Below are 13,213 nucleotides of genomic sequence, written 5' to 3'. Positions count from 1 at the left end.
ATGGCGGCTATCATATAAAGAAAAATTCAGCTTGGCAAATAGTTTCTAAAAATTATTATCCAAATGTTCAAAATAAAATCAAAAATCAGTCATTTTCTGCAATTTCAGGCTTTTCATAGCGTATCGAATTAATAAACCAGCTCTTTTTACCCAGCGGTGTCTGCACTTCCACCTCATCATCCACCTGTTTAGACAACAAAGCCCGAGCCATAGGTGAATCAATCGAAATATGTTGTGGATGATGATCATAAATTTCATCCACGCCCACAATTCTCAAGGTCTTTTGCTCGCCTTGTTCATTTTCAATTTCGACCCATGCGCCAAAATATACTTTGCCCTCTTGTTCAGGTGCAAAATCAACAATGCGCAATTCTTCCAAACGCTTGCCCAAATAACGCACCCGACGGTCAATTTTACGCAAAAGCTGTTTATTATATTGGTATTTTCTGAACGATCGCCTAGGCTTGCCGCCCAGTTTACTTTTTTGGTGATTTCAGGGCGTTCTTCGTGCCACAAATGCTTTAACTCAGCCACGAGTTTATCGTGTCCAGAACGTGTAATTAAGTTAGATTTCATGGTGTTTTTGCAGCCATTTTTTTACATTTGGTTAACATAAATCGTATATTTTATTGCATTTTTATACACAATAAAAATTTATAAAATTTATTCCCCAATGAAATTAATATCTTATGTTGTATTTTTAAAAAAATTTATGTACAAAATTTGACATCCAAAATTTTCATCTTTATTATTCGCACATCTTTAATTTTTGATCACTTTTTAACCCGTGTAGAAATTTTACACACTTTCCCTTTAATCCCAAGTCATTTTGAATGACGTCATGACTGCCCAACCCTTATTGAATTTATCAAACTTGAAAAAGTTCAAGGCATGTTGCCTTTGCTTTTTAGGGCATAAATTACTTGTAGCGGAGCCAACATGCACAGTAGTTCAACGTCTGGGTCTAGGCTTAGCCTTCACTCATTTTTTAATCACCTCCCATTCAAAGTCCTCGCTTTCAGTACTGCTCTTCTCCCATTTCACAGTATTAACGCAGGCAAAGCCGTTCATCAATTTGACAGCGTCGTCAATCAGAATAAATTGACCGTTGTGTCTGTGGAAAATCCAACCACAGTGTTTAAAGATGGACAACATTTACATGGCTTTGGTTATGACCTTGTGCGTAACTATGCCGAAAGCATGAATGTAAAACTCGAATTTAAAACGGTAAGCGACAATGCGACCGCTTTAAAATGGGTGTCTTCTGGTAAAGCTAATTTTGCCATGACCACCTCGAGTATCCAAAGCATTGAAAAGCAGCAACTCACGGCATTTTCTGCCAGTTGCGGCGATTTAAATACTTTAAAGCGCAATGGTTTAAATACTGAGCTGAACTGGGTGTTTAAACACGCAGATGATCCACTGAGTCAAACCGCAAGCAACTTTGTGTGTCGTGGCAAGCAAAATGGCGCCATTAGCCAATTGGCTTCATTTTATAATCGTAATGTGGTCAAACAAGAATCGTGGGATATCATCCAGCGTGATTTGCGTAATCGCTTACCTTTATATAAAGCCAACTTTAAAAAGACGGCCACGCAGTATGATTTAGATTGGCATCTTTTGGCGGCAATTGGTTATCAGGAATCTTACCTTAAGCCAAACTCAGTTTCGCCAACAGGTGTGCGCGGTATTATGATGCTGACCAATAACACAGCCAAAGCAATGGGTGTTAGCAACCGTACCGACCCTGCTCAAAGTATTCAGGGTGGTGCTAAGTATTATGACCAAATGCTCAGCCGTTATGAACATATTCCGTTTCCTGATCGTAACTGGTATGCCCTTGTCGCTTATAACATGGGTCCTGGTGCAGTCAGTCAAATTCAGAAGCGTATTCGCTCACAAGGCAAAAACCCGAACAATTGGGTGAACCTGTATGCGTATTTAGACATTAACAAAGCCAGCAATGGTCGTTATCGTCAAGCAGTGCAATACGTGACTCGTATTCGCGCTTACCTTGAGCATATTAAGACCACACCGCAGTTGGTGAATATCTAAAACTTGCCTAGCGTAATTGAATTGCAGTGTTTATCAGCTGCAATTCAAACACGAATAATGCGCTGTTAAAGCTGCAGCGCATAAAAAAGCCTAGTTGATACTTTCAGCTAGGCTTTTTTAATGCTGTAGTGGCAATAAATACCCACTACAGCAGAAATGACTTTAATTAAGCAGATTGCTCAAGAATCTTCTTAAACAAATCTTTTTGTTCTTGGCTTGGTTTTGCAGTTTGCAATGCCATTAATTGTGACATATCACCCTGTACTTTGATTTTACCTGTCATGAAAGCCTGCATTGCAGCAGCCATATCAAATTCTAAGAATACTTTGCGTAAGGTTTCCGCATCCATATTTAAAGTTGTTTTTGCGTTGTCCGCCAAACCTTTTTGGATTTTACCGCCCTCTAAAGACAACTCTGTGTTGCCTGCAGCATCAGTCACCACTAAGTTAATTGCCAGATTTGCAAGTGCTGGAGGTAGGTTTAAATCACCAGCTTGAGCCGTTAAATTTTCTACAGTTGCAAACCAATCATCAGTTAAAAAAGCAGGCATGATTTTTCCTCAATATATTTGTGCATGTGTGTTGTCTATCCAGACACCATCATTATTAAGCTTTTTGCTTGCTGATTGTTATAGCATGAACCTTTCGCGAAAGGCTAAGAAATTTTGTACGGGACGTTCAGTTTTTGTATTTTTAGTCGATATAACGACTTTCTCAAATAAATCAAATTCATAAAAAACACCAAGCGCTTGCTTGGTGTTGATTACATTTTAAAGAGATTGACAGGCTGTTTTCGCTTAGTCTGCAGCGTAGCCTAAATTGACCATATTAATGCGTTTGTTCTGCTCTGCTGCGTTTTGTTCGGCCTGATTGGCAAAATCAAATACGCGCTGGCTGTCTAACGCTTCAAAGTCAAATAACTCACGGTCTGCCAACTGCGATGGCGATACATTCTGTATTGCACCAAAAATACTATGTAAACGCTTAGGATGTGCTTTATCCCACTCACGTAGCATGTCGTTAATAATCGCACGCTGTAAGTTTTCCTGTGAACCACACAAATTACACGGAATAATTGGGAATTTACGCATTTCTGCATATTTAATGATGTCTTTTTCTTCCACATAAGCCAATGGACGAATCAGCATATTTTTCTTGTCTGATGACAGCAACTTCGGTGGCATAGCTTTCAAGCTACCGCCATGGAACAAGTTTAAGAAAAAAGTCGCCAAAATATCATCACGGTGATGCCCAAGCGCCACTTTGGTTGCCCCAATTTCCTGCGCAAAGCCATACAAAGAACCACGACGCAAACGCGAACACACTGCACAGTAAGTTTTACCTTCAGGCGTTAAACGCTTGGTGATGCTATAGGTATCTTTTTCTAAAATGTAATAAGGGATGTTATTTTCTTCTAAATAACGCGGCAATACATCTTCAGGGAAGCCCGGTTGTTTTTGATCTAAGTTCACAGCCACCACATCAAAATTGATGGGTGCGATGCGCTTGAACTGCAACATAATGTCCAACAAGGTATAACTGTCTTTACCACCAGAAATACACACCATGACTTTATCGCCATCTTCAATCATGTTGAAGTCACGAATCGCATGCCCGACTTGGCGACGCAGCTTTTTCAACAAACGATAATACGCAGAGCTAGTTGGAAGTTCTGGTTTGAAATTAAAGCCTTGATCGGACTCAACTGGTGAGAACATAGACGCGATTAACCCATGAAAAAAATTACCGCGCAATTTTAGCCGATTCAGACCCATCCCGCATCAAAAGAATGTAATTTCATCGCAATCTTCCTTTTGGTCGAAAAACTTAATTTCTGACTGCGCGTTTCATTTTTGTCTGAGCAGATCTTTTTATAGCAAGTTTGAACCCGCAAGTTCACTTTTTCACCAAGATGTTTATCTTTTGGACTTTTCCACAGTTTTCCACAAAAGTTATGGATAACTTTGTGGATTTAAAACAACTTGACAACCCCTCTTCTCGATATTCTAAGGCTTCTCTTTAAGTTGGTTGTTTTTTGATCAATTTTATTTTTATTTAAAATCATGCATTTAATCATGTCAAGCTGAACCAATTAAAAAAAAATAAATATTTTTTTTTGATTACTCTGTCAGCAATTGAGCTTGATTTTTTTCAACACTACTGTAAATGAATTTGTACAAAGCCTTTTCATCTGTGAGATTTTTGTTAAACTCCTTATAACTGTTTAGGGACAGCTTTTAGTGTATTCACAGCATGAACAATAAAATTAATGCCTTTTTACTGTATATTTTGGGGACTGCCAGCATCATGCCTTTGGCAACCACTACGCACGCAGGTCAAATTTATATGTATAAAGACAGCAATGGGAGTACCTTGCTGACCAACCGTAAAAGTGCAGATCGTTCACTGACTAAAGTAAAAGTCACCTATTATCCAGACAGTAATATTCACAGTTATCGCAACTGGGGCAATTCCGAAGCATCAGTATTGCCAAGTTATAGCCGCAATAAAAATGCCTTTGACCACATTATTCAGCAAGCAGCACAGCAACACGGTGTTTCAGAAGGTCTAATCAAAGCCGTGATGCATACTGAATCAGGTTTTAATGTCAACGCCCGCTCGCCAGTTGGTGCGCAAGGTTTAATGCAGCTCATGCCTGCGACAGCACGGCGTTTTAATGTCAGCAATGCTTATGACCCGCAAGAAAACATTATGGCAGGGGCAAAATATTTAGCTTGGTTACTCAAACGCTTTAACGGCAACACCTCTTTAGCTTTGGCGGGTTATAATGCAGGCGAAGGGAATGTGGCAAAATATGGCGGCGTACCACCTTTTCGTGAAACACAGGACTATGTTCGTCGTGTGACCAGTCGTTATAGTAACCTGTATGCCAGCGGCATTAGTGCAAGTGCTAACAACAATGCAATCACGGCAAATAACACTAGCAATACTCAGAGTCAAAATGCCCAAGTGATTGCGCAGTCAGACAATTACACTGCCGGTAATCATCAAATCGCAGCAAACAAACGCCCACAACGTCAAATTATTATGGCCGCCGATGGTCGCTTTACCGATGCACCTGCAGGTTCATACGCGACAGGGAATGCCACAGCTTCGGCACGTATTTTTATTTCAGAATAAAAGCTAAAGCGCTTCATTTGTGCTTGCGGCTACGCAAGCTATTTTGAAATGCCAACTGCAATATTAGCCAAAATATTTTTAGTACAGTTTTATTATTTTTTCTTGAATTTTTAATACATACACCGCATATTTACGGCATGGTTTATTAATAAATCAGATTACATTTTTAATATAAGAGGATTTACTCAATGATGCGGATTGGTTTGTTCTTGCTAACCAACCTCGCGGTACTGGTGGTAGCTGGCATAATTTTGTCACTCTTCGGTGTCGGTAGTTACCATGGCGCGGGTGGCTTAAACCTAGGCAACCTGTTGGTCATCTGTTTTGTCTTTGGTATGGTTGGCTCTTTAATTTCACTATTCATGTCTAAATGGATGGCGAAAAAAACAACTGGGACTGAATTAATTGACCCGAATGCCCCTCGTAACCAAGCTGAAGCGTGGTTATTAAATGAAGTTGCACAATTGTCGCAACGTGCTGGTATCAAAATGCCAGAAGTGGGTATTTTCCCTTCTTACCAATCGAATGCTTTTGCAACAGGTTGGAATAAAAACGATGCTTTAGTGGCTGTATCTACAGGGCTGCTTGAGCGTATGAATAAAGATGAATTACGTGCAGTTTTGGCACACGAAATTGGTCACGTTGCCAATGGCGACATGGTCACCTTGGCACTAATTCAAGGTGTGGTCAACGCATTCGTCATGTTCTTTGCCCGTGTTGCAGGTGACTTCATTGACCGTAACGTATTTGGTCGTGAAGATGGCGAAGCACCAGGCTTGGCTTATTTTGCAATTACCATTGTACTGGATATCGTATTTGGTATTTTGGCCTCTTCAATCGTGATGTGGTTCTCGCGTCAACGTGAATACCGTGCCGATGAAGCTGGTGCACGTTTGGCAGGTAAACAAGCCATGATTTCTGCATTATTACGCTTACAAGCAGAATCTGAAATGCCAGATGCGATGCCAAAAGAAATGAAAGCTTTTGCGATTTCTGCAGGTAAAGAAGAAGGTTTTAGCTTGGCAGCGTTGTTCCAAACTCACCCAAGTATTGAACAACGTGTTGCAGCCTTACAGCAATTAAATTTACCTTAATGCACATAGCAACATATGTGCAGTTACACCAAAAAGCTTCCTCAGGGAAGCTTTTTTCATGTCTGTAAATGAGATCTACTGCGTAGTTTTGGACTTTAAACAGGTTCTTTTAAACAGCAAAACTTTGTGACCAGTGCCACAACCAACTTGCACCAAACCAGACCGCCCAAATAATGAAAATAAGAAAAATCACGCCAAGCAAATCAGGCAAATGCAACCACAGCCACGCGACCACTGGATTACGCCAAAATGCCGACTGCTGTTGTTTACGTTCCAAGCGCTCATGTAAAAACGGATGCACCACATGATGTTCGCTGTGAATCTGATATTCTTCGCGGATATGCGTATGCACTACATCTAAAGCTTTACGGCTTGGGCGAATAAATACATCAAATACTGTACCGACAATGGGTACAAAACCAACTATTGCATCCATCACAGCAAGTTTAATCACTGGCGTGAGTTTGGTTTGCGGTACACCAATTTGTTTAGCTTTATAAATCGCATAACAGGTCAGTGCAAAACCTGCAACATCCCCTGCGATAGGTACAGTTCCCAATGCGGCATCGGCTCCTACACCCTGCTTGGTAAATGGAATACGCACCACAGAATCCATCATATTGGCAAACTTGGCTAAATCGCGTTCTAGGCGAACCACCTCTTGCTGGCTGAGTTTTTTTGAAGATGCAGACTCTGGCATAGAAAAATTATCATTAGGCAAATGCAATCTCATTGAGAATAAAGCTGTTTTTTGCTCAGGTCTATATTATTTTGATAAATAGAATTTTGATCATTGGAAAAAGTTTTAAGATAAGCGGGCAATAAGTCACCTCATCACCGACAGCATTTAAAGTAACAACTGAGAGGCGATAAATAAGTACACTACCACGCCAGTTGCATCACAAATCGACGTTACCAAAGGCGCAGAGGCACTAGCAGGGTCTAGTTTCATGCGATGCAAAATAAAAGGTAGACTCATGCCAATTAAACAGCCCATCAGCACAATGCCCAACATACTGAGTGCTAAAACCACAGACACCATCATATCGCCACGGTAATAGCCTAAAATTGAGACGGCAAAAGCCATCGTACCACCCAAACACAGCGCTACCAAACTTTCGCGGCAGAGTAAATGCAACCAATCTTTGACTTGCACATCACCTGTAGCCAGTGCCCGCACCATTAAAGTTGCAGACTGAGAGCCCGCATTACCCCCACTCCCGACTAAAAGTGGCAAGAAAAACACCAGCACAATATGTGCTGCAATAATTTCTTCATAATGCGCAATGCCAATTCCAGACAATAAACTGCCAAATACCAAAATCACCAACCAAAACACACGTTTGCGATATAAAAATAAAATTGGCGCAGTTTTTATACTCATGCCAGGTGAAGACGCTACCGCACTGGATTTTAAAAAGTCTTCTGTAGTTTCTGCCTGTACCACGTCCATCGCATCATCATAGGTGACAATCCCCAGTAAATGCTGTGCATCATCTACAATCGGTAAGGCCAAAAAATCATAATGGCTGAGTTTTTGCGCGATACTTTCCTGATCTTCAGTCACCAAACCTGTGACCAAATCGGTGCACATCACATTTTTAATTTTTTGTTCAGGCGGGTTTTGAATAATTTCCCTTAATGAAATAACCCCCAATAGTTTCATCAGTTCATCGACAATATAAATCAGGTATAAAGTTTCTCGATCTGCGGTCATTCTGCGCAATTCATCTATGGCTTGCTGCATGTTCAGTTCTGGTGAGAGCACCACGAAATCCGAACTCATAATCGCACCCGCAGATTCTTCAGGATACCGCGCCAAAGATTGAATCTGTACGCGTTTTTCTTCCGTAATATGTAAGCTGACAAAGTGCTGTAAATGCGGCGAAAGTAACTTGAATAAATCTGTGCGGTCATCTGAATGCATGGCTGAAATCAGTTTGACCAATTGCTGCGGTGCCATGGCCTCTGCAATTTGATGTTGCGAATGCAGTGGTAAAAACTCCATCACCAAGGCAGCACTGTCAATTTGTTCAATTAAATTCAGCTGTGCTTTCAGACTCAAGTGCTGCATTAAGTCGGCTAAATCGGCAGGGTTGATACCATCTATCAAGCTGCGCACTGTACTTGGCTGATGTAATTGCAAGGCTTGTTCTAACTGTTCAGCGTGCAGATTGGTCATTGCTCTCACCCACTCCATCATTCCAAAACGTAAAATGAAGAATGGGCAAAGTTTCTCAGCCCAAACCAGTGCTTAAAAATCCGAAAACTGGTTGATTAATGCAAGATTTTTAGCGTTTTATATCATAGCCTATTATTCTGCTAAGTGTTTAATAAAAAACCTTTAATTCATAGATGAAGAGCGATTGACTTGAAATACAGAACGAATCAGCACGTACATAAATGGAATAAAAACAAGCACTAAAATTGTGCCAAAAACTACACCGCCCAAAACACTCACCCCAATTTCCTGACGACTTGCTGCACCTGCACCATACGCAAATACCAACGGTAAAATACCAGCACCAAATGCCAATGAGGTCATTAAAATTGGTCTGAGCCGCAAACTTGCACCTTCTAAAGCAGCTTGAATCACCTGTTTGCCTTGTTGCTGCGCAGCCGAAGCAAATTCCACAATTAAGATGGCATTTTTACATGACAAACCAATGGTGGTGAGCAAGGCAATTTGGAAATAAATATCGTTCGGGAAACCTGCCAAATAGCTGAAAATAATATTTCCACCAATCCCTAAAGGAATGGCGCTCATCACCGCTGTAGGAATACTCCAACTTTCATACAAGGCCGCAAGGCACAAGAAAATAAACCCGATGGAAACCAAATACAGTAACAAAGCCTGATTGCTAGACTGATTTTCTTCAAAAGACAACCCACTCCATGCCAAGTCAATGCCCTGCTGCTGTGCCACCATCTGTTCTAAATCACGCATCGCTTGCCCCGAGCTATATCCTTCAGCAGTATCGGCTTCCATTTGCAAAGCGCTATAACCCATAAAACGATTGACGATTTCTGGCCCACCACTCCAACTGAGTTGAGCAAACTGGCTAAAAGGTACCATTTGATTTTGCTGACTGCGTACCGACCATTGGTTCAAATCTTCAGGTTTGCCACGAAACTCGGCATCACCCTGCATAATCACGCGTTTAATTCGACCACGGTCAATAAAATCGTTGATATAACTACCGCCCCAAGCTGCCGCTAAAGTGCTGTTAATCGCCGTTTGATTTAAACCTGCTGCCATCGCCTGTTTCTGATCAATCGTGACATTTAGCTCTGCTTTTTCAGGATTAGCGCGTTGATCTAAATTTTTAAAGCTTTGATATTGAGTGGCTTGCTGCTGCAAATTTTGAAATTGCTGGGTTAAAAAATCACGTCCTGTACCATTCACATCTCGCATCCAAAACTCTAAGCCATCGGTTTGCCCCAAACCACGGACTGCTGCGGGCATGCCAATGGTAATTTGTGCATTGGCATGCTGTCGAAAATGCTGCATGGCACGTTCACGAATGGCTTGTGCAGTATGTTGCTGCCCTTGACGTTCATTCCAATGTTTTAGCGCAATAAAACCCTGCCCTAAATTCTGCCCTGTTCCTGAAAAATTACGTCCATAACGAATCATCACCAAATCGACATTGTGGTCTTCATGCTGCATAAAGTATTCGCGTATGCTTTCGCCCACTTCACGACTTTTAGACAATGGCGCACCTTCCTGTAATTTAAATTGCACCGACAACATACCCTGATCTTCATTAGGAATAAAACTGGTAGGTAAGGCACGGTAAAACAAAGCAAAAACCGTCAATAAGCCTGCAAAAATAACCAGACAAATCGCTTTATGCTGAATCGTCCAGCCTGATAATTTGAGATAGTGTTGTTTTAAGCTTTCCAGTTTTTGATTAAACCAGATCGCCCATTGGGCAGGTTGTGGATTGGGTTTTAAAATCAAGGCACACAAAGCAGGCGTTAAAATTAAGGCCACACCTAAAGACAGTACCATCGCAGTCACTAAGGTGATGGAAAACTGGCGATAAATTACCCCAGTCGAACCACCAAAAAATGCCATAGGGATAAATACTGCGGTCAAAACTAAGGTAATGCCGACCAAAGCACCACTAATTTCCTGCATCGATTCAATGGATGCTTGTTTAGCCGAGAGCTGCTGTTCGTGCATTAAACGCTCGACGTTTTCGACCACGACAATCGCATCATCCACCAATAAACCAATCGCCAATACCAAAGCAAATAAGGTCAGCGTGTTAATACTCATGCCAAAGAGTTGCAACACGGCCATGGTACCTAAAATCACCACAGGCACGGTCACAGCAGGAATGAGCGTAGCGCGCCAGTTTTGTAAAAACAAGAACATCACGATGACAACTAAAATCACCGCTTCAATTAAAGTTTTCACCACTTCTTTAATTGATTCCTGCACGAAAGGTGTGTTATCGCGTGGATAGACAATTTGGTAACCTTCGGGCAATTGATGTTTTAAATGCTCAATTTGTTTTTGAATTAAGGCTGAAGTTTGTAACGCATTGGCACCAGACGATAATGAAATCCCCATCCCTGCCGATGGAAAACCATTAATGGTATTAAAGCTTTGATAATTTTCTGCACCAAGTTCAATACGTGCCACATCTTTTAAATAAACAAAGCCACCTGTCTGATCTGCTTTTAAAATAATATTTCCAAATTCTTCTACCGTTTTTAAGCGTGAACCTGAGGTGACTTTGGCGTTGAGATATTGTTCTTGTGCTGTGGGTAATTCACCAATTGCACCTGCTGCGACTTGGGTATTTTGTGCCAATACTGCAGCACGTATATCACTTGGCATCAGCGCATATTGTTTTAACTTTAACGGATTCAGCCAAATCCGCATTGCATATTGCGCACCAAAAACATCGACCTCACCCACACCTTCAATGCGTGCCAACTCTTGCTCTAAATGACTCATCATATAGTCAGACAAGGCAATATTGCTGCTTTTGCCTGTGGCATCGTACAGCCCAATGACCATGTGGGTATCACCCAATGATTTAAAGACATTTACCCCCTGACGTTGCACATCTTCAGGTAAGCGGTTAATTCCGCCATTAATCGCGTTTTGTACCTGTACTTGTGCGGTATCGGGGTTGGTACCATTTTCAAAGCTAATGCTGATGCGACTTCGTCCTGAAGAATCACTGCTAGAACTGAAATACAGTAAGTGATCTAAGCCTTTAATTTGCTGTTCTAAAACCTGTGTGACGCTTTCTTCAACCGTTTCTGCCGAAGCTCCCGTATAGGTTGCGCTGACAGTGATACGAGGTGGTGCAATGTCTGGATAACGTTCTACTGGTAAATTTAATACTGAAAAAATCCCGAGTGCCATCACCATAATAGCGAGCACACCTGCAAAAATTGGACGTTCAATAAAAAATTTAGACAGCATAAAACTGGATCACTTATAGATAACAATAATGAGATTTATATGAAATGAATCAAGTGGATGAAAATCATCAAAAAAACTTGAAACCGTGTTTCAAATTAACACAGCTAAATAGAACTTCGATGACTGCACATCAAAAAATCTAGTTTTGTCACAAAAATGTTGATTGGTCTTCATTTTTTCTCACAGATTTTTGTGTATAGCCTCCCAATTTTGGGATAGCACCTAAACTCATCTAATTTCTATACTGCATACATGACAATTTGAATAACAAGGAATTCGTGATGAAAAAAACTTTATTATGCTTAACTTTAGCAGGCTTACTGAGTGCATGTGGCGGTTCAGACAATGATTCTGATAGCAATCCGAATCCACCGCCGAGTTCAACAATACAAATTGGTGTACTAACCGATGGTCCTGTAGTTGGGGTTAAATATCTCAGAGCTTCGAATTCAGGTGAAAGTATTGAAGGTACAACCAATGATAAAGGTGAGTTTGAATATAAGGAGGGCGATACTGTTCGCTTCTTGATTGGTGATGTGCAACTGGGCGAAGTCATTGAAGCTAAAGCACGTATTACCCCACTAGATTTAGCTGAAAGTGAAAATGCCCGTACCAACTTAATGGTATTGCTACAATCTTTAGATGCCGATGGCGACCATAGTAATGGGATTGAGATTAGTGCGGAGACTCAAGCAGCCTTCAATGCTGTAAATCTAGATTTTAAACAAAGCAGCACCGACTTCGCAACTGAAGTACTTAGCAAAACACCCCTCACAGAAGATCAACTCGTGACACCAGAAAAAGCTGCAGAAAACTTCCAAGCCACCTTTTATAAAGATATTGCTGGAACTTGGGAAATTGGACGCACCAATACATCTGCTGTTGTATTACATATTTTACCAGACGGACGTTACGTGCTAGGTGAAGCAGATGAAGCTGATGTAACGGGGCAACCTGGTATTGAAATAGGACGACTAAATTGGAATGCTTTAACTTCAGCGCTGAGTCCAGAGATCTCACTCGATACAAACGGTGACTACGGGCTTTCACATCCTGACAATGATGGTCATTACCGCTTAAGTTATAACGGTACAGATTTAGTGCTGACCGATGTAGGAAGTAATAGCACCTATATTTTAACTAAAGTCAAACAATCATCAGGTCTAGTCGGTACTTGGAAGTTCTCAGAAACTCAACTCTTTGCCTTCTTTGACAATAACTACTACTTCTTCCTAGATGGAGAAGGTGGTGAAGATTGCGGTTGGGCGGGAATTGAATATGGCAAGTTATCCATTAATGCGAATACACTCACACCTACCGAAGTTTTTTATGACACCAACGAATGTGCTGGATTCCATGATAGCTTTGACAATTCCAAATCAATTGTAAACTATACTATTTCAGGCACAAGTCTGACCATAGGCACTGAAGGCGAACCCTCTGTTACCCTACAACGCAGTAACTAAAAACTCTTA

General features: G+C 41.1%; 9 protein-coding genes and 1 pseudogene. 4 read left to right on the top strand and 6 right to left on the bottom strand.

The genetic code is table 11. From position 1 onward, the window contains the following. Positions 1-85: 85 nt before the first annotated feature. Positions 86-576 (bottom strand): annotated as a pseudogene (gene greB, locus L6C30_RS04725) (transcription elongation factor GreB). Positions 577-939: 363 nt separating this feature from the next. Between greB and L6C30_RS04720 the strand changes: the two are divergent. Continuing rightward, positions 940-2,055 (top strand): transglycosylase SLT domain-containing protein, encoded by a 1,116-nt coding sequence (locus L6C30_RS04720; RefSeq protein ID WP_026438056.1) that lies wholly within the window; start codon positions 940-942, stop codon positions 2,053-2,055. Positions 2,056-2,221: 166 nt separating this feature from the next. Here L6C30_RS04720 and L6C30_RS04715 read toward each other — a convergent pair whose 3' ends face one another. Together L6C30_RS04715 and ttcA are read right to left on the bottom strand one after the other, a co-directional pair. Beyond that, the gene (locus L6C30_RS04715; protein ID WP_019836741.1) at positions 2,222-2,605 is read right to left on the bottom strand and encodes an SCP2 sterol-binding domain-containing protein; all 384 of its coding nucleotides are present in this window, start codon (positions 2,603-2,605) and stop codon (positions 2,222-2,224) included. Between the two features lie 246 nt (positions 2,606-2,851). Next, entirely contained in the window at positions 2,852-3,772 is a 921-nt protein-coding gene (gene ttcA, locus L6C30_RS04710; RefSeq protein WP_026438057.1) for a tRNA 2-thiocytidine(32) synthetase TtcA, read from the bottom strand. 535 nt (positions 3,773-4,307) lie between these two features. Between ttcA and L6C30_RS04705 the strand changes: the two genes are divergently transcribed. Both L6C30_RS04705 and htpX read left to right on the top strand, forming a co-directional pair. Beyond that, complete coding sequence (locus L6C30_RS04705; RefSeq protein WP_019836743.1) at positions 4,308-5,195, top strand: lytic transglycosylase domain-containing protein; 888 nt, start codon at positions 4,308-4,310, stop codon at positions 5,193-5,195. A 188-nt stretch (positions 5,196-5,383) separates the two neighbouring features. Next, positions 5,384-6,289: a protease HtpX gene (gene htpX, locus L6C30_RS04700; RefSeq protein ID WP_004972117.1), complete on the top strand. Its 906-nt coding sequence runs from the start codon at positions 5,384-5,386 to the stop codon at positions 6,287-6,289. A gap of 109 nt (positions 6,290-6,398) precedes the next feature. On the opposite strand, the gene L6C30_RS04695 is transcribed toward htpX, so the two are convergent. From L6C30_RS04695 to L6C30_RS04685, 3 genes are all read right to left on the bottom strand, one after another. After that, on the bottom strand, positions 6,399-6,989 hold the full coding sequence (locus tag L6C30_RS04695; protein WP_026438058.1) for a DUF4112 domain-containing protein: 591 nt from the start codon (positions 6,987-6,989) through the stop codon (positions 6,399-6,401). A 147-nt stretch (positions 6,990-7,136) separates the two neighbouring features. Continuing rightward, complete coding sequence (mgtE, locus tag L6C30_RS04690; protein ID WP_236162482.1) at positions 7,137-8,471, bottom strand: magnesium transporter; 1,335 nt, start codon at positions 8,469-8,471, stop codon at positions 7,137-7,139. A 162-nt stretch (positions 8,472-8,633) separates the two neighbouring features. Continuing rightward, positions 8,634-11,738, bottom strand: a complete 3,105-nt coding sequence (locus L6C30_RS04685) for a multidrug efflux RND transporter permease subunit (protein WP_236162481.1) — start codon at positions 11,736-11,738, stop codon at positions 8,634-8,636. A 281-nt stretch (positions 11,739-12,019) separates the two neighbouring features. Here L6C30_RS04685 and L6C30_RS04680 point away from each other — a divergent pair, with 281 nt between their 5' ends. Further along, the gene (locus L6C30_RS04680; RefSeq protein WP_019836746.1) at positions 12,020-13,204 is read left to right on the top strand and encodes a hypothetical protein; all 1,185 of its coding nucleotides are present in this window, start codon (positions 12,020-12,022) and stop codon (positions 13,202-13,204) included. Positions 13,205-13,213 lie beyond the last annotated feature (9 nt).

The organism is Acinetobacter sp. KAM396 (genome assembly GCF_021602765.1).
In the GTDB taxonomy this organism is placed as follows: Bacteria; Pseudomonadota; Gammaproteobacteria; order Pseudomonadales; family Moraxellaceae; genus Acinetobacter; species Acinetobacter towneri_A.
Note: the sequence above shows the minus strand (reverse complement) of the source record. Positions and strands in the feature narration are given on the sequence as shown.

Excerpts from the sequence above, each read along its gene's own strand:
- L6C30_RS04720 (WP_026438056.1), top strand. The coding sequence starts at position 940 with ATGCACAGTAGTTCAACGTCTGGGTCTAGGCTTAGCCTTCACTCATTT.
- L6C30_RS04715 (WP_019836741.1), bottom strand. The coding sequence starts at position 2,605 with ATGCCTGCTTTTTTAACTGATGATTGGTTTGCAACTGTAGAAAATTTA.
- ttcA (WP_026438057.1), bottom strand. The coding sequence starts at position 3,772 with ATGTTCTCACCAGTTGAGTCCGATCAAGGCTTTAATTTCAAACCAGAA.
- L6C30_RS04705 (WP_019836743.1), top strand. The coding sequence starts at position 4,308 with ATGAACAATAAAATTAATGCCTTTTTACTGTATATTTTGGGGACTGCC.
- htpX (WP_004972117.1), top strand. The coding sequence starts at position 5,384 with ATGATGCGGATTGGTTTGTTCTTGCTAACCAACCTCGCGGTACTGGTG.
- L6C30_RS04695 (WP_026438058.1), bottom strand. The coding sequence starts at position 6,989 with ATGCCAGAGTCTGCATCTTCAAAAAAACTCAGCCAGCAAGAGGTGGTT.
- mgtE (WP_236162482.1), bottom strand. The coding sequence starts at position 8,471 with ATGACCAATCTGCACGCTGAACAGTTAGAACAAGCCTTGCAATTACAT.
- L6C30_RS04685 (WP_236162481.1), bottom strand. The coding sequence starts at position 11,738 with ATGCTGTCTAAATTTTTTATTGAACGTCCAATTTTTGCAGGTGTGCTC.
- L6C30_RS04680 (WP_019836746.1), top strand. The coding sequence starts at position 12,020 with ATGAAAAAAACTTTATTATGCTTAACTTTAGCAGGCTTACTGAGTGCA.